The organism is Lentibacillus salicampi, from assembly GCF_004565465.1.
Taxonomy (GTDB): Bacteria; Bacillota; Bacilli; order Bacillales; family Amphibacillaceae; genus Lentibacillus; species Lentibacillus salicampi.
The window spans coordinates 120,874-138,578 of sequence record NZ_SRHY01000002.1 but is presented as its reverse complement, the minus strand read 5'-3'; the positions used below and the strand labels follow the sequence as shown (position 1 = coordinate 138,578).

At 47.1% G+C, this 17,705-nt stretch carries 15 protein-coding genes; 4 read left to right on the top strand and 11 right to left on the bottom strand.

Annotated elements, in window-relative coordinates:
- Positions 1 to 128: 128 nt before the first annotated feature.
- The 3 genes from E4U82_RS02935 to E4U82_RS02925 all read left to right on the top strand — a co-directional run bounded on the left by E4U82_RS02935 (position 129) and on the right by E4U82_RS02925 (position 3,501).
- Positions 129 to 1,523 carry an MmgE/PrpD family protein gene (locus tag E4U82_RS02935; protein WP_135108542.1) on the top strand — a complete coding sequence of 465 codons (1,395 nt, stop codon included), beginning with the start codon at positions 129 to 131 and terminating at the stop codon, positions 1,521 to 1,523.
- Positions 1,516 to 2,340, top strand: coding sequence for a phosphosulfolactate synthase (locus E4U82_RS02930; RefSeq protein ID WP_135108541.1), 825 nt, complete (start codon positions 1,516 to 1,518; stop codon positions 2,338 to 2,340). Before E4U82_RS02935 ends, E4U82_RS02930 begins: the two co-directional genes overlap by 8 nt.
- A 327-nt stretch (positions 2,341 to 2,667) precedes the next feature.
- Entirely contained in the window at positions 2,668 to 3,501 is an 834-nt protein-coding gene (locus E4U82_RS02925; protein ID WP_135108540.1) for a YitT family protein, read from the top strand.
- A 155-nt stretch (positions 3,502 to 3,656) separates the two neighbouring features.
- Here E4U82_RS02925 and E4U82_RS02920 read toward each other — a convergent pair whose 3' ends face one another.
- Positions 3,657 to 4,490: an aldo/keto reductase gene (locus tag E4U82_RS02920; protein WP_135108539.1), complete on the bottom strand. Its 834-nt coding sequence runs from the start codon at positions 4,488 to 4,490 to the stop codon at positions 3,657 to 3,659.
- A 159-nt stretch (positions 4,491 to 4,649) separates the two neighbouring features.
- Between E4U82_RS02920 and E4U82_RS02915 the strand changes: the two genes are divergently transcribed.
- The gene (locus tag E4U82_RS02915; RefSeq protein WP_135108538.1) at positions 4,650 to 6,020 is read left to right on the top strand and encodes a plasmid pRiA4b ORF-3 family protein; all 1,371 of its coding nucleotides are present in this window, start codon (positions 4,650 to 4,652) and stop codon (positions 6,018 to 6,020) included.
- Positions 6,021 to 6,075: 55 nt separating this feature from the next.
- Here E4U82_RS02915 and E4U82_RS02910 read toward each other — a convergent pair whose 3' ends face one another.
- The 10 genes from E4U82_RS02910 to E4U82_RS02865 form a co-directional block, all read right to left on the bottom strand.
- Entirely contained in the window at positions 6,076 to 6,489 is a 414-nt protein-coding gene (locus E4U82_RS02910; RefSeq protein WP_135108537.1) for a hypothetical protein, read from the bottom strand.
- Between the two features lie 175 nt (positions 6,490 to 6,664).
- Positions 6,665 to 7,738, bottom strand: coding sequence for a tartrate dehydrogenase (locus E4U82_RS02905; protein ID WP_135108536.1), 1,074 nt, complete (start codon positions 7,736 to 7,738; stop codon positions 6,665 to 6,667).
- Positions 7,739 to 7,776: 38 nt separating this feature from the next.
- The gene (locus E4U82_RS02900) at positions 7,777 to 9,324 is read right to left on the bottom strand and encodes a Na+/H+ antiporter NhaC family protein (RefSeq protein ID WP_135108535.1); all 1,548 of its coding nucleotides are present in this window, start codon (positions 9,322 to 9,324) and stop codon (positions 7,777 to 7,779) included.
- A 56-nt stretch (positions 9,325 to 9,380) separates the two neighbouring features.
- The gene (gene alr / locus E4U82_RS02895) at positions 9,381 to 10,514 is read right to left on the bottom strand and encodes an alanine racemase (RefSeq protein ID WP_135108534.1); all 1,134 of its coding nucleotides are present in this window, start codon (positions 10,512 to 10,514) and stop codon (positions 9,381 to 9,383) included.
- Positions 10,515 to 10,572: 58 nt separating this feature from the next.
- Positions 10,573 to 11,427: a D-amino-acid transaminase gene (gene dat / locus E4U82_RS02890; protein WP_135108533.1), complete on the bottom strand. Its 855-nt coding sequence runs from the start codon at positions 11,425 to 11,427 to the stop codon at positions 10,573 to 10,575.
- Positions 11,428 to 11,447: 20 nt separating this feature from the next.
- Positions 11,448 to 12,437 carry a pyridoxal-phosphate dependent enzyme gene (locus E4U82_RS02885; protein WP_135108532.1) on the bottom strand — a complete coding sequence of 330 codons (990 nt, stop codon included), beginning with the start codon at positions 12,435 to 12,437 and terminating at the stop codon, positions 11,448 to 11,450.
- Between the two features lie 298 nt (positions 12,438 to 12,735).
- Positions 12,736 to 13,908 (bottom strand): M20 metallopeptidase family protein, encoded by a 1,173-nt coding sequence (locus E4U82_RS02880; protein ID WP_135108649.1) that lies wholly within the window; start codon positions 13,906 to 13,908, stop codon positions 12,736 to 12,738.
- A gap of 150 nt (positions 13,909 to 14,058) precedes the next feature.
- Complete coding sequence (locus E4U82_RS02875) at positions 14,059 to 15,501, bottom strand: NAD-dependent succinate-semialdehyde dehydrogenase (protein WP_135108531.1); 1,443 nt, start codon at positions 15,499 to 15,501, stop codon at positions 14,059 to 14,061.
- A gap of 114 nt (positions 15,502 to 15,615) precedes the next feature.
- Positions 15,616 to 16,968 carry a 4-aminobutyrate--2-oxoglutarate transaminase gene (gene gabT / locus E4U82_RS02870; protein WP_135108530.1) on the bottom strand — a complete coding sequence of 451 codons (1,353 nt, stop codon included), beginning with the start codon at positions 16,966 to 16,968 and terminating at the stop codon, positions 15,616 to 15,618.
- Complete coding sequence (locus E4U82_RS02865) at positions 16,961 to 17,650, bottom strand: GntR family transcriptional regulator (RefSeq protein ID WP_135108529.1); 690 nt, start codon at positions 17,648 to 17,650, stop codon at positions 16,961 to 16,963. The genes gabT and E4U82_RS02865 overlap by 8 nt, the downstream gene beginning before the upstream one ends.
- Between the last annotated feature and the right edge of the window lie 55 nt (positions 17,651 to 17,705).

Below are 17,705 nucleotides of genomic sequence, written 5' to 3'. Positions count from 1 at the left end.
TCCTGAGCAGATCCGGATCTTTACGAGCAGTTGGACCCTTGCCATTCTAAACCTTTTAATCCGCTTAATACGGGTGTTCACACTGCTCGTTAAAGCGAGATTTCCAACACGTTTTGGAGGTGACTCACATGTCAAAAGAAATAACCATGGTCGAACAGCTTGCCGATTGGGCGCACAACGCCGATTGGGCTCAGCTGTCCGATAAAGCAAAAGATGCATTAAAAGGACGTGTGCTTGATTCAATCGGTGTGGCAATCGGTGCTCTTAACGGAGAGCCGGTCAAAAACATTCGCCGGATGACAGAGGATCTTGGCGGTCAAGAGCTTGTGACGCTCATCGGAGGCGGCAAAACATCACCTGACAATGCAGCATTTTATAATGGAGCAGCTATTCGCTATCTTGACTTCAACGACTCCTACCTTGCCAAGGAGGAAACGGGACACCCGTCTGATAACATCGCACCGGTACTCGCAGCTGCCGAGTATGCCGGTGCTGACGGAAAAGACTTTTTACTGTCCTTAGCGATTGCCTATCAGGTGCAGTGCCGCTTGTCAGATGTCGCACCTGTCCGGAAACACGGGTTTGACCATACCGTTCAGGGTGCATATGGTGCAGCAGCCGGAGCAGCACGTGCCATGGGCGCTAACAGCCATGAGATTGCCAATGCCGTCGCAATTGCCGGAACCGGGTATCATTCACTCAGAGTAACGCGGACGGGTGAACTGTCCAATTGGAAAGGTCTTGCCTATCCGAACACCGCTATGGGAGCCGTTCACGCATCTCTACTTGCCAAATACGGCATCAGCGGACCCCGTGAGGTGTTTGAAGGCAATAAAGGATTGATGGACGCAATTGCAGGCGAATTTTCCATCGAGTGGAAAAACGAAGATCTTGAACGCGTCACCGATACGATCATCAAGCGCTTTAATGCCGAAATTCATTCGCAATCCTCGATTGAAGGATTGCTTGAGATACGGGACCGTGAAAATATTAAACCAGAAAACATTAAGCAGATCCGGCTCACCACGTTTGATGTTGCCTACAACATTATCGGCGGCGGTGAAGAAGGCGGCAAGAAATGGATCCGCTACAAAGAAGAAGCTGACCACTCTTTGCCATATATGCTGGCTGCAGCCTATCTGGACGGCCAGGTCATGCCGGAACAATATCAACCTAATCGTATTAACCGCGACGACATTCAGGAGCTACTACAGAAAGTTGATGTCAAACCTGATGCCAGCTACAGCAGCCGCTTCCCGGATGAAATGGCTTGCCGAATTGAACTGGAAACAAATGACGGACAGATTTTTGATGTCGAAAAGCGCGATTATCAGGGCTTCAAAACACAGCCAGCCAGTTGGGACGTCCTGATGGAAAAATATTATGGACTGACAAGAGGTATTGACAGTCAGCTCGCCCGTGAAATCGCGAGTACAATCAGGAATTTGGAGAATGTGAAGATTCGTGAATTAACCGAATTGCTTGGCCAAATTAAACTTGGGGAGGATGAATCGTATGAGTAATCAAAGAGCTTTTCAAAAAATACGCATGAACAATCGTCAGGAAAAACCGCGTTCGCGTGGTCTCACTGAAATTCGCGGCCCTTACTACGCCGTCATGGGTACCCGTTATTTGCGCGATATCCTGGAGACAATGGGTGACTACGTGGACATCCTGAAATTTTCCGGCGGATCGTTCACATTGTATCCAGAAGACAAACTGCGTGAACTGCTTGATCTCGCTCATGATTATGACGTGCACGTATCAACCGGCGGCTTTATGGAGACCGTTCTGACGCAAGGACCTGAAGCGGTCGACCATTATCTCGATGAATGCAAGCGCCTTGGCTTTGACATTATCGAAATTTCAACTGGGTTTATCACCATGCCAACCAATGACATTGTCCGGCTGGTTGAAAAGGTGCAGAAAAAAGGCCTCCTCGCCAAACCGGAAATCGGCGTCCAATTCGGAGCCGGCGGAACCAATACGGTTGAACAGAATGAAGCAGAAGGCATTACCGACCCATCACAGGCTATCGAAGTCGGCAAACGCTGCCTTGACGCCGGCGCCTATATGCTGATGATTGAATCAGAAGGCATCACTGAAAGCGTCAACGAATGGCGCACCGGTATCGCCACCCAATTTGCCCGTGAACTCGGCACGGAAAACGTCATGTTCGAAGCAGCCGATCCGGACGTTTTCGAATGGTATATTAAAAACTATGGCCCTGAAGTCAACGTCTTTGTCGACCATAGCCAAATCGTCCAACTGGAAGTGCTGCGCCGTGGCATCTGGGGAACGAAAGATCTATGGGGACGTGTCGTCACGTTTCATGAGTAAGGAACAAAATTTTGATACAACCGGGACGCAACGTGCCCGGTTGTTTTTTTATAGTGACGTTGGCGGCGTGACGTGCAATTGCGTGCCCGTCCTGCACGAGTTGGTGACATTCTCGCACAAGTTTGGGATGTTACTGCACAAGTTGAGACTGTTCTCGCACGCGTTCGGGACGTTCCCGCACGAGTTCGGGACATTCCTGCATGAGTTGAGACTGTTCCCGCACGAGTTCGAGACCTTCTCCATTTTTCAAACACTGAAGGTTTCGTTATAATAGACAGCAGATTATTTCGATTGCGGATACTATTCATCCGCGGAGGAGGGCTGTACATGAATCAAACCATACGAGATGTCGCTCTGCTTATCATCGGCTCGTTCATATTTTCCATCGGCGTCAATTATTTTGCGATCCCGAACCGTTTATCGGAAGGCGGCGTGATCGGGATAACCATTGTTACCTATTATCTGTTCGACTGGTCTCCGGGCATCGTCAACTTTGTATTGAACACGTCACTTGTTGCGTTCGGTTACAAGTTTTTCGAAAAACGCGTCACGACCTATACAATAATCGCCATCATATTTTCATCTCTTTTCCTGCATCTCACCGTTAACTGGGGCCGTGAAATCAACGATGATATGCTGCTGGCAGCGTTATTCGCGGGACTTTGCGTCGGATTGGGGCTGGGTCTTATCTTCCGTGCCGGCGGGACATCAGGCGGTTCCGCTATCCTAGCCAGGCTCGCCAATCAGGCGTTTGGATGGACAATCGGCAAGGGGATGCTCATCATTGATATAGCTGTCATCGCTGGTTCAACATTTATTATCGGACAGGAGCGGGCCATGTACACGCTTATTTCCGTTTATGTTGGGGCAAAAATCATTGATGTTGTGGTCGAAGGTGCGAATGAACGAACAGCGGTCATGATTATTTCCAGCTCCCCTGATGAGGTCTTGGACGCTGTTACAAATAAAATGGCACGCGGTATTACGGTGCTTGAAGGACAAGGTGGCTATACCCGGTCACAGCGGGAGGTCCTCTATCTGGTCATCAGCCGGTATGAAATTGTTCCATTTCGTAAAATTATCACGGACATAGACCCTGATGCGTATGTTACTGTTCACCCAGTTCAGGAAATTTTCCGGAAAGGGTATAAAGGGAGGTAGTGGACGAAAGCGCAATCCAGATGTAATGGAGATACCGCGCTCCAACTAAAGTCTATACCCTGCGGTTGAAGTTTCCTTCCCCAGGGTTACCAGTTGCTGGGACAGGGCTGTTTTTCCGCCATAACGAAAAAAGGAAGCACGAATGCCCCCTTTCCTTACTGTTCATCCAGACTGTCCGGATTCTTGCCTGTCCGGTCATCCTGGTTTAAATTGCTGATTTGTTTCATTTCGTCATCTGTCAGTTCAAAATCAAAAATATCAGCGTTTTCCCTGATTCGATGTTCATGTGTCGACTTCGGTATCGTCACGACATTATTCTGTACATCCCAGCGCAATATCACCTGTGCGGGCGTTTTACGATATTTATCAGCAAGTCCTGAAATGATCGGGTCATCCATCAATCTGCCTTTTTTCAGCGGTGACCAGGCTTCAAGCTGGATATGCTGCGCTTCACAAAACGCTCTCAGTTCTTCCTGTGTCAGGTGTGGATGATATTCTACCTGATCAACGACAGGTTTCACGCTGCTGTCTGCCATCAGATCCTCCAGGTGATGCACATGAAAATTACTGACGCCAATCGCCCGGACTTTGCCTTCTTCATATAGCTTTTCCATCGCCTTCCATGTGTCTTTGTACTTGCCTTTGACAGGCCAGTGAATCAGGTACAAATCAAGGTAATCCGTCCCGAGTTTTTCAAGACTCACTTCAAACGCCTCAAGTGTATTGTCATAGCCTTGCTGATCATTCCAAACCTTGGACGTGACAAAAATCTCTTCCCTTGGGACGCCTGATTCTTTAATGCCCTGTCCGACACCTCTTTCATTATCATAAAAAGAGGCGGTATCAATGCTCCGGTAACCGTTTTTCAGAGCTGCTTTCACGGACGCAACGGTGACATCACCATCTTCAACTTTGTAAACACCAAGACCGAAACCCGGCATTTTGACTCCATTGTTTAACGTTACCGTATCCTGGAGATTTGTAATCACAAAGCTCCCTCCTTTGTATCTGCATGCTGAAAATCCATTATTTTTATTATATAATATTCACCAGCTGCATGACAACAGAATCAATGTGTCATCCACAATCAATAGCATTCATACCATATCTATTATATAATCAAAGCGATGATCCAAGGAGGTGTTCACTTGCAAACCCCAGGCAATACAAATCGGATGGAACAATTGTCATTTGACAGTTTATTGGAAGAATCCGGCAATCAGGACACGGCTATTACTGATGAAATAAGCACTAAAACAAATCGAAAAACGTTTCCAATCCATTTTATAACGGATTTCGAGCGGTTTATGGATTATATCGCACAACACAAAATTGAACTGACGAATAAAAACGGGTATATTTCCCGAAAACACCTGCCCCTCATTAATGACCGGATGTCGGTAAAAGCAGCAAATGCGACAAGCTATTATTCACAGCAGCAATCCTATCCGTATATACATTTTTTCTTTCATATTGCCTTAAACGGGAAGCTAATCCTGGCGACTGGAAAATTTGAAAAGCTGCATTTAACCGTTACGGAAAGATGGCAGGCATTTATGAATTTAACAGATACGGAAAAATATTTCTTTTTACTGGAAACGTTCTGGGTTGATATTAATTGGGCCAGACTTCTAAACATGAAGCATAATAGAACATATGATATTTTTCCGGTTGTTGCGGAAAAATTACTGGATAAAACATCAGGATCATGCCTTGATTTACGTCATGAAACGCTGCTTGCCAACTTGATGTATAATTGGAATGACTTGTTTTTGTATGTTGAATGGTTCGGTCTATGGATAACCGAAAAAGATCAGGAAGCTATCGACCATGACCAAAAGAAGGACAGTTATTTCGCCAAAACAATCACATTAACCGATTTCGGCAAAAAAATGTTTCCTGTTTTAATGAATGACAGAAATCTGCTTTACTGGAATCTCCCATTAAGGCAGGAATATGGTGAGGTTAACCCTATTCCAGGATCTGCACTGCCCGAAATGGATGACAGTGATAAAAAACAGGCCAAACAGCTGCCGAAAGCCTTTCATCAAGCTTTTGTACCGTTATTTTCAAAAAGCGATTTGTACAAGTCACTGCCACGAATGGAAGGACAGTTTAAGGAAGGCACCTATACGTTCACGGTCGCTCTTAATGGCCGGACATGGCGTAAAGTCGTGCTGTCCGCCAATCATACAATGGATGATCTGCACAACATCATTATTAGGGCTTATGCTTTTGATGACGACCATCTCTATTCCTTTTTCATGGATGGTATCAAATGGTCCCCTGTATGTATTGCTTCACCTGATGATATTTCGGGAGGTGCCAACGCCGCTGTGACAACAATTGGATCCGTCGGGCTGAACAAGGAACAGCGCTTTTTGTACCTGTATGATTATGGTGATGAGTGGCAATTCACCGTTATAGTGGATGACATCCACGAAGGAGCGGATGAGCCGGTTAATCCGTATATTCAGGATGTTGTCGGCAGTGGCCCGGACCAGTACCCTTACTATTGATGATATGTAAAAAACCTCCCGTTATCGAAGCGTGCAGGTTTTTAATCATATTGTGTTATTGACTGGCAAACCGCTCTACTTCGCCTTCCATCTGGAATATCCGATTGTTGAGAGCCTTTAGACCAAAGCTCAACTCATCCACTTTACCGTCAAGTCCGTCGAATCTCTTATCCATTCCATCAAACCGGTGATCCATTCCACCAAGTCTCTGATCAACACCATCGAGCCGCTGCTCTACGCCATCAAGCCTCCGGTCAACGCCATCGAGTCGTTGTTCTACGCCATCAAGCCTCTGGTCAACGCCATCGAGTCGTTGTTCTACTCTATCCAGCCTGTCCGACATCACGTGAATTTGTTCATTATTTTTGCCGACCATGTCGATCAGCTGCTCCATCATGCGCTCCTGACGACCCATCATTTTTTCCAGGTTCCCCATCCGTTCGTCAAGGTTCTTAATCATCTCCTCCATAAGCAATCCCCTCCCTTTCAATTATTTAGCCTAATCATATTTTACCCTATTTCACGAATGGGCGCAAAAGTGTAAAATTGATTGAAGTGCAGTTAAAACTTCAATTTTACAGTATAATATTTTCCAAAAAACGATTATCTGATCAACATTCCTAAAAATGATCACCCGCAACGAATCATTTTTGCTTTTTACTTAATTTTTTGACAAACTGATCGCCAACCTCACTCGTTGCGGCATTCCCCTCAAGGTCAGGCGTCAAATATTCCGTTTCCCCGATCATTTCTTTAATCGTATCCAAAACAGCTTGGCCCCACTTTTCCTCGCCAAAAAAGTCCAGCATCTGGCTGACCGACCAGATGGCCGCAATCGGATTTGCCATGCCTTTTCCGGCAATATCCGGGGCTGAGCCATGCACAGGCTCAAACATGGAAGGGTATTTCTTTTCCGGATGAATGTTCGCGCCCGTCGCCAGACCAAGTCCTCCGGTAATACCGGCACCGATGTCTGTGACGATATCACCGAACAGATTCGAGGTGACAACAACTTCAAATCGCTCCGGATCAGTCACGAAATATAAACTGGCAGCATCAACCAGATAGGAATACGTCGTAACATCCGGATATTCTTTTCCAATTTCCTCAAATACCTCATCCCAGAAAACCATCGAATAATTCAGGGCGTTGCCTTTACTGATGCTTGTCAGGGTTCTGTTCGACCGGCGTGCTTCCTCATAGGCATAACGAATAATCCGATCCGTCCCTTTTCGGGAAAAAACACCCGTCTGCAGCACGACTTCTTCGGGATTTCCTTTAAACAGTCGGTCACCCGCTCCGGCATACTCACCTTCACTATTTTCCCGGATGACCAGCATGTCAATATCTTTTTCCGTTTTGTCCTTCAGTGGTGTCAGTGACGGATCCAGCAGTGAAATCGGACGCAGATTGACATACTGATCAAATGTTTTGCGGATCCTTAGTAAAAGTTCCCGCAGTGATATATGATCCGGGACTCCCGGATAGCCGACAGCGCCCAGGTAAATCGCATCAAATTTCCGTAACTTGTCAATCCCGTCTTCCTCCATCATCCTGCCATGTTCCAGATAATACTCACATCCCCACGGGAAAGCTGTGAACGAAAATGTGAGACCGGAATCCAATTCTTCAATTGCCTTAAGTACATTGACGCCTTCAGCCACTACTTCCGGACCGATGCCATCCCCTGGAATTAATGCAATATTGAAATGTCTCATCGTCTTTTCCTCCTAGTCCGGCTAAGCCTGTATACCTGTTATGCAATCCTGCTTTCTTGATCCGCATATCGTTTTGCGTACCTGTTGCCCAAATAACGCAATAAGAAAAATTGAACAACAATGCCGGCTATTAATAGGATGATACTGCTGCCGACAATGGAATAGGTTAAGTATAACACACCTGCAATCCCGGCTGGCACGAGTGCATATGGTGCCTGTGTATTGACGTGGGCGATGTGATCGGATTCCGCAAATATGGAGGCCATAACCGTTGTATCCGATATTGGCGAGACATGGTCACCAAAGATAGATCCGGCAAAAATAGCCCCGATAGCAATCGGAATAAGCTCCTCCCCGCCAAAGGTAAACGCGAGTGGCAGCGCAATCGGTGTCAAAATCGACATCGTCCCCCAAGACGTTCCAGTGGCAAACGAGATAAACATAGAAATGATAAAAATCAGGAATGGCAATAGAGCTGCCGTCATCCAGCTTTCTGTCGCAGATACTACAAATTCGGCTGTACCAAGTTCTGATGTGACGGTTCCGATCGACCAGGCCAGAATGATGATGATCAAAGCAGGCAACATGGTTCTAATACCGCCAAGCAGCGTATCCTCCACATCTTTCAGGCTCATGCGCTGAATAAGTGCCTGCATGATTCCTGCGAGTGTCATGGCAAAAGCACCCCATGTCAGGGCAACCGAAACGTCCGTGTCTTCCAGTGCGGCCATAATAGACTTTCCTTCAAGTCCGCCGCCGGAATACCACAGTCCCCACATACTTACTGAAATCAGTGCCACGAGCGGCAGAATAAAGTTCCAGACACTGCCATCTTTTTTGTGGGGCTCGCCCAGGTCCTGATCAACAGATGACAACGGTGTCGAGCCATCCGGTATCAGCTTGCCTGTTTTCTGTGCACGTTCTTCAGCTTTCGCCATTGGTCCGAAGTCCTTGCCTGCGATAATCATCGGAACTGCCAGCAGACAAAGGATCGCATAAAAATTCCACGGAATCGATTCTAAGAAGGCACCATATGGCTGTAAACCAACAACGCTGAGACTGGCAAACGCACCGGCAATCAATGAAACCTGGAATCCAATCCAGTCAGACACAGGCCCGATTGTCGCCATTGGTGCAGCGGTGGAATCGAGCACATATGATAATTTTTCCCTCGAGATTCTATGTTTAGCAGCAATGTCTTTAGAAGCATTACCAACAATGACCGAATTTACGTAATCATTGAAGAAGACGATAATCCCTAAAAAATACGATAAGAACTGAACTCTTTTTCTTGTCGTTAATTTTTTCTCCAAAACATTGATCAAACCTTGTGATCCGCCTGTTTTGAACATAAATGCAGCACCACAACCAAGCAATGACGTCATCACCAGGAACCGGGCATTCCATGGATCGACCATCACATCCTTCATCCATGTAAACGTTACACTAATTGCCGAAAACGGGTCCCCACCTGCTGCAATTAGCCCGCCGACCCAAATGCTGATAAACAGTGACAGCAATACCCGTTTGGTAACAATCGCCAGCACGACGGCAACAATCGGCGGTATAACGGATAAAAGATCCATTGTCTTCCCCCCCTTTTATTTAATCCAATTTTCAGATATTTTATATAATTATATCCCTATTTGTATATTCTTTCAACCCTCTCCTTCAGTCCCGCCAAGACTTCATCGACAATGCTGCCCATCCAGTCGGACACATCGCGTGCTGAAATGGAATCTGCCTCCTGATTGCCCATTAAGACAACTTCATCCCCCGCCCTAACATCAGGAACCGCTGTGACATCAATCAGGGTCTGGTCCAGTGACACCTCACCGATAATTGGCGCACGCCTGCCGCCGACAAGCATCTCGCCATTGTTGGACAGGGCCCGATGGTAGCCATCACCATGACCAATCGGCACAACGGCAATTTTTTCATTATCTGATGTGACATAGCTGCCGCCGTACCCGACAGGTGTATTCGGAGGTAGCTCATGTACATGTAACAGACGGGATTTCAATGACATAACGGGTTTCAAAGAAATCATGTTTTCCTGGCGATGTTCGGGCGGATAGCCGAATAAAGCAACCCCGGGTCTGACCATATCCAAATGCATATCTTTTCGTTCAATGGTAATGGTGGAGGCCCCGGCATGACGAATCGGAAAATCATAACCATGTGCGTTCAACTTTGCAATTGTTTCCATAAATAAGGCAAATTGTTCTTCAGTCCTTACCCATTTCCCTTCATCAGCACTTGAAAAATGGGTGTAAATTCCTTCCCAATCTAAGCCCGGCAAGTCATAGACGTCCCGGCAAAATTCAATAGCCTCCTCCGGCTGAATGCCAAACCGATGAAGGCCCGTATCGATTTTCAAATGGACCGGATGGTTCTTTTCCTGCCTTACCGCTTCTCTGCTCAGAGCGTTTGTCAAATCCAGCGATGAAACTGAGGAAGTCAGATCATATGCCACAGCATCTGCAGCCTGCCAGCTCATAATGGAACTTAAGATGTGAATGGGGACATCAATACCGCTCGCCCTAAGCTGTGCGCCTTCCTCAACCATCGTCACACCAAGACAGTCCGCCCCCGCCCGGACGGCAGCACGACCGACAGGTACCACACCGTGTCCATAGGCATTTGTTTTGATAACAGCCATGAATCTGCTATTTTCTATGAAGCCCTTTAAAGTCCTGACGTTCTCTTGAAATGCATTGAGGTCCACCTCTGCAATGGTCGGACCATTAGACGTTAATGTTGCTGGATGTGGCAAAAAAAGACCCCCTTCATATCCCATGTGTCAAGTGATGGAGAGTAAAAATCACTCTCCATCAGGCCTTGTATTTAACATTATGTTGATAAAGCGACCGGAATGCCTGTAAAACCTGCTTGGTAATCACCCCTGGCTTCCCGTCGCCAATCACATGATCATCAACCTGTAAAATCGGAATGATGTCCAGTTTTGTGGCTGATACGAACACCTCATCCGCATTCAGCAGGTCTTTGACAGTATATGTTTGTTCATTTACCTCTAAGTCCAACTCATCACATAATTGAATAATCTTTCGTCTCGTAATGCCATTTAAAATATAATTATTAGCCGGATGTGTGTAGAGCTCACCGCCTTTAACCATAAACACATTCGACGCACTCGCTTCCGTGATGATATCACCGCGATGCAAAATCGCTTCAACGGCATTTTTTTCGACCGCTTTTTGTTTCGCCATCACGTTGGGGAGCAGGTTCAGCGTTTTAATATCACAGCGGAGCCAGCGGATATCTTCTGCTAACACGGCTGTGCTTCCCTGATCCTCAACGTCAGACTCCCGCTTTTCCTCGCGTGTATAAGCAACGGTTACAGCTGGTGTCTCAGGACTTGGAAACGCGTGTTCACGGGACCCCACACCACGCGATACCTGCAAATAAATGATACCTTCTTCAAGGCCATTCGTTTCTACCAGTTTTTCCAGGTTATTTTTTATTTCAGCGGTTGATACAGGTAACATCAGCCGCAGTTCCCGGGCGCTTCTTTCCAATCGCTCCATGTGTTCACCCATCATCATCGGCCGGCCGTCATATACACCAATCACTTCATAAACACCATCACCGAATTGATAACCGCGGTCTTCAATATCAATCAGGTTATCGCGCTCCATGATCCGGTCATTATATAGCATCTTACTCATATTAAACCTCCTCTGCGTAACTAGTTCGGGATTGCATCAGAATATTTTTTCATAACATCCAATACCGTTGCCGTGTCGACACTGCATCCGGTCATGACAACAATCACCTGGCGCCCCAACTTGATACGGTTATTTAAAATAGCCCCGATACCGGAAGCAGCTGCGCCTTCCACCATCATCCGGTGTTTATCCAGCATAAAGGCCATACCTTGTGCGATTTCATCTTCATCAAGTAGCAGGATATTATCAACATATTGCTGAACCATATCAAATGTGTAGCGATTGTTCAGGCCAATCCCGCCCAGCAGACTGTCAGCTAGTGTGTCCTGTTCTTCCACCGTAACTGGCTCACCTTTTTGAATGCTTTCATACATCGCAGGGCCCCGTGCTGTTGAGACGCCGATTATCTGTACGGCCGGATCAGCCGATTTCAATGCGATCCCCAAGCCTGAATGCAGACCACCGCCGGATAAACCGCCGATGACTGTCTCAACTGACGGCAAATCGTCCAGTAATTCAAGACCGATTGTCCCTTGACCAGCGATAATATGCAGATCATCAAATGGATGAACGACCGTGAGACCGTTTTCTTTTTCCAGTTGATAACTACGCTGTTCGGCATCATCCTGAGAATCACCATAAATTTCAATCTGCGCACCGGAACGTTTTAATGCGTCTACTTTTGCTTTGGGAACCCGTTTCGAAATACAAATAATAGCTTTCATACCGAGTTGTTTGGCGATGCAGGCAACACTCATCCCGAAATTGCCTGTCGAAAAAGTTGTCACACCGCGTTCACGCTCTTCTGGTGATAAACTAAGAATTTTATTGGCCGCTCCCCTGATTTTGAATGAGTTGCTCACATTAAAATTTTCGAGCTTTAAGTGAATCGATGCCCCTGTGTATTCTGATAGATGTTCAGAATAGATCAACGGAGATTTTGATACAACTGTTGAAATCCGCCGTTTTGCCTTCCAAACATCGTGCTGGGTAATGGGTTGTATTGTCACGCTATCCCCCCTTGCTTCTGGCGACGATGGTTTTAAATCGAATGGATTTACTTGCCGTGTGCGTTAGTGGTCTTCCTGCTCGAGTTCCGCTCTTTTTCGCTCGAGTTGGTGCGCTGCTCGCTCGAGTTCCGCTCTTCCTCGCTCGAGTTGGTGCGCTGCTCGCTCGAGTTCCGCTCTTTCTCGCTCGAGTTGGCGTGCTTACCGCTCGAGTTCCGCTCTTTCTCGCTCGAGTTGGCGCGCTTACCGTTCGAGTTCCGCTCTTTCTCGCTCGAGTTAGCGGGTCATCCGCTCGACAAGCTTATTCAGCGGAATTATTTCCAGTCAAAAATTGCCTTGCGCTCTCGGCCAAAATGGAAACGCCGATCGGTAAAACCTTTTCATCAATATCAAAATGCGGTGTATGCAGATCACGTACCTTGTCATCACCTACTGCACACCCCAGAAAAATCATGGCTCCGGGTATCATCCCTGTCATATGGGCAAAGTCCTCGCCTCCCAATCCAAAAGGCTTATCGAGCAGTTCAAAATCAGGATAAAGCTCTTTAATTGTACTTCTAAACAGTCGATTCACACCCGGATCATTATACAGGGCAGGATCTTCAGGCTTAATTGACAATTGATAATCACCATCCAGCGGTCTGACGATGGAAAAAGCTTTATCCAATTCATGATGCAGCAATTTCCGTACTTCCGGATGATAGCTCCGTATGGTCCCTTTCACCTGCACTTCTGAAGGAATTACATTGCTGACTGAGCCGCTTTGAATGCTGCCAACACTGATAACTGCTGAATCGAGCGGTGACACCCGGCGCGCAACAATCCCATGCAAAGCCTGCAATACCGGGCCGAGCATCCAGACCGGGTCTTTTCCCAGATGCGAGTATGCACCATGTCCGCCACTTCCATAAACTTTCGCTTCAAACACATCGACATTTGCCATACTGTATCCGTCATGAACCTTAACCCTGCCCACAGGATCTTCGGGACTCATGTGAAGGGCAATAGCACGGTCAGCACCGTCTAACGCACCTGCGTTAATCATATAAGGAGCTCCTGTCGACCCATAAGCATCTGCCATTTCCTCGGCGGGCTGAAACAGAAATTTAACCGTTCCTTCCACTTCTCCGTTTTGAAACAGATCACCTATTAAACTGGCAGCACCTAACCCGATCGACGAATGAGCATCATGGCCGCATGCATGCATAACCCCATCATGAACCGATTTGTATTCACATTCATTTGCTTCTTGAATCGGCAGGGCATCCATATCCGCTCGAATCGCAATCGTCGGACCGGCTCCTGTTGAAAACGTTCCCATAACAGCGGTTGAATAGCCTTTTCCCGTCTCCACCTGCATACCGGGAATTTGTTTCAGAGTTTCAGCAATAAATCGCGATGTTTCTTCCTCATGAAAACTTAATTCCGGAAACCGGTGAAAATGCTGCCGCCAGTCCGATAACTGTTCAAACATTGCCTGTGCTTTGGTTTGTATATCATTATATATTCCCGGCAAATGAATCCCTCCCGACACCTTACCTATCAAAAACCAGATGGAATCGGCGGAACAGCCGATTCCATGTTTTTACCTGAATTGTTCAAGCCTGAATTCCTTTCACCAACATTAATGCAAGCCGATAGATACGTACTGTGATTCCACGAATTCCTCAATACCTTCATGGCCGCCTTCTCTGCCAAGTCCGCTTTCTTTCATGCCGCCGAACGGTACCTGTGCTGCGGATGGTCCGCCATCATTCCAACCGACAATGCCAAAGTCGAGTTTTTCAATTAATTGCGTGCCGCGGCTAACATTTTCCGTAAACACATAAGCAGCCAGTCCATACGGGGTATCATTCGCCATTTGGACCGCTTCATCGTCTGAGGATACTTTTTCAACAGGTGTTACAGGGCCGAATGTTTCCTCCTGCATGACGATCATGGACTGATTGACATCTTTAACGACCGTTGGCTGATAAAATACACCGCCATTATCTGTAATCGGCTCCCCACCGGTCATGACCGTTGCACCTTTGGAACTGGCATCGTCCACATGCCGTTTGACCTTATCCAAGCCGTCCTGATTGATCAGCGGGCCAATGTCGACCGATTCATCGGTGCCATTGCCGACTTTTAATTCTTTAACGGCTTTTGTAAGTTTCTCAACAAATTCATCATAAACGCCTTCCTGAACATAAATACGGTTGGCACAAATACATGTCTGGCCAGCATTCCGGAACTTAGATGCGACCGTGCCTTTGACCGCCAAATCTATGTCGGCATCATCGAGCACAACGAGCGGTGCATGACCGCCAAGTTCAAGTGATAACTTCTTCACTTGGTCGGCACTCTGACGGATCAGAGTTTTACCGACTTCAGTTGACCCGGTAAATGTCACTTTGCGGACCTTACTGTTTTCCATCACCACTTTGGCGATTTTGGAGGAGGACCCTGTCAGAAGGTTGACAACCCCTTTTGGAAAACCAGCCTGTTCACAAAGTTCCATCAGTTTCACTGCGGTCAGCGGGCTTTCACTGGATGGCTTCATAATGATGGTGCAGCCTGATGCCAGTGCCGGACCCATTTTACGTGTCAGCATGGCCGCCGGAAAATTCCATGGCGTTATGGCCGCCACAACACCAACAGGTTTTTTCCACACGTGCAGACGCTTCCCAGCAGCATGCGTCGGGATAACGTCTCCATCAACACGCTTGCCTTCTTCTGCAAACCATTCGATAAAGGAAGCGGCGTATTTAACTTCCCCTCTTGATTCGTTAATCGGTTTACCCATCTCAATCGTCATCAGCTGAGCGAGTTCTTCCTGATTATCCAACATTAGCTGATTCAGTTTTTTCAAATACCCGGCCCGGTCGTGTGCTGTCAGATTAGACCACGACTGGAACGCTTCGTAAGCTGCTTCAACTGCTTGTTCAGCTTCCTTTTCACCGCCGTGTGGGACCGTTCCGACGACTTCATCGTTAGCCGGATTGACAACATCCAATGTATCGAGTTCGCTGCCAACCCACTCACCGTTAATGCTCATCAAGTAGCTATCTGTTTTGACTGCCATGATAACGTCACTCCTTCTTGAAAATCAGCAGGCTGGCACATTGTTCAATAGATTCATAGTCTTTGTTTTCAATCGTACCAGCCGTTTCTAACCTTTAACCCGAAACCGGAATTCTTAAACGTTGACACTCGCTGTCGCCGCTTCGATCGCTTCCCCCAGAATATCGAGCCCTTCGTCAAGCTGCTCATCGGTAATCACAAGCGGCATCAGCAAACGGACGACATTATCAAAGATGCCGGCATTCAGGGCAATGACACCGCGTTCGCGTGCTTCTTTTAACACTCGGCCGGTCATGTCTTTATCCGGTTCTTTCGTGTCACGGTCTTTGACAAATTCAAGTGCACACATGGCGCCGATTCCGCGGTAATCTCCAATCACATCAAACTTTTCATACATTGTGCTGAATTTATCCATGACCTTTTCACCAATCTTAACTGCCCGCGCGTTCAGGTTTTCTTTTTCCATGACGTCAAGAACTGCCAATCCGGCACGACAACCAAGTGGTGTGCCGCAATAGGTCCCGCCCAATTCGCCAGCATTAGCAAAATCCATGATTTCCTGGCGGCCGATGATGCCGCTAATCGGCAAACCAGCAGCCATTGATTTGGAAACGGTGACCAGGTCCGGCTCCACACCGAAGTGATCCATCGCGAAATACTTACCGGTCCGGCCAAATCCGGTCTGAATTTCGTCAGCGATAAACAAAATGCCATGCTGCTTGCACAGCTCATATACGCCTTGAACGAATTTCTTATCCGGGACAATAAAGCCGCTTTCACCCTGAATCGGTTCCATAATAAAGGCTGCCACCTGACTCGGATCAACTTCTGTGATGAAAAAATCCTTCACGCGCCTGAGAAGCTCATCTGTGTAAGCTTCTTCCGTCATCCCCTCAGGACGGCGGTAATTATACGGAAATGGTGCATGGTACACTTCCGGAGCGAACGGCCCATACTCGTATTTATACGGTTTGACTTTCCCGGTCATCGACATCGCAAGCAACGTCCGCCCGTGAAAACCGCCAGAGACAGATACAACGGCCTGGCGTCCCGTATATTTGCGGGCAATTTTGACGGCATTTTCATTGGCCTCTGCACCACTGTTCAAAAACATCACTTTTTTATCAAAACGTCCCGGCGACAGGTCGGCCAGTTTTTCCGCGAGTTCTATATACGAATCATACATCATGACATTGAACCCAGTGTGGATGTATTTTGGGGCTTGCTCCTGTAAAGCGCCTACAACCGTGTCATGGCTGTGGCCCACATTATTGACCCCGATGGCACCGGCAAAGTCAATAAATTGGTTCCCGTCAATATCCTTAAGGAGTGCCCCTTTAGCCGATTCCACAAATGTCGGTGTGCCGTAACTGACACCATCCGGTACAGCATTATGCCGGCGATCAAGCAGTTCCTTCGCCTTTGGACCCGGCAGCGCGGTGTTGACATTCGCAAATTGTTTACTCATTTGAATAGACCTCCTCCAATTTATCTTGTTGCCCAAGCAGCTTTGTCTCAACATATTCAATGTGCTCCCTGACCCTCCTATTCACTGTATGCACATCTCCTGAGACTAATGCTTCAAGCAATTGCACATGTTCATCATAAAATGCCTGAGGGCTTGAGTAGTACCTGTCAAGATGCATGAGAAATGTCCGGATTTGCACCTGTAGGGAATCGTAAATTTTGATAATTCTTGAGTTGCCACATAGACCGACAACGTAACTGTGGAATCGCATATCAAGTTCAAACAAGCCATTCCAGTCTTGCTCATCTGCTCTGGCTTTCATCTGCCCCACAATTTCCTCCAATTTCGCTATGTGCTCGGATTCAAGCCGCGGCATGGCCTGTTCAAAAGCATGCGATTCAAGCAATGTGCGCAATTCGATCATCTCGTTGGCGTCCCTGTCCGTGAAATCCGCCACATACGTCCCTTTTCTGGCTTGACTGACGACAAGTTCCTCACTTTCCAAAATTCGAAGTGCTTCCCTAATGGTACTGCGGCTAACATCATAATGTTCTGCCAGTTCAGTCTCCAGCAGGCGCTCGCCAAGCTGAATGTCCTCTTTCCAGATTTTCTGTTTCAGCTGGTCTGCAATCAGCTCACTTAATGGTTTTTGTATAATAACGTTACTTTCAGAGGGCTGCAAACCAATAGCTCCTTTCTGTAAAATTTCCTTCACTGTATGTCGATTGTCGACAATA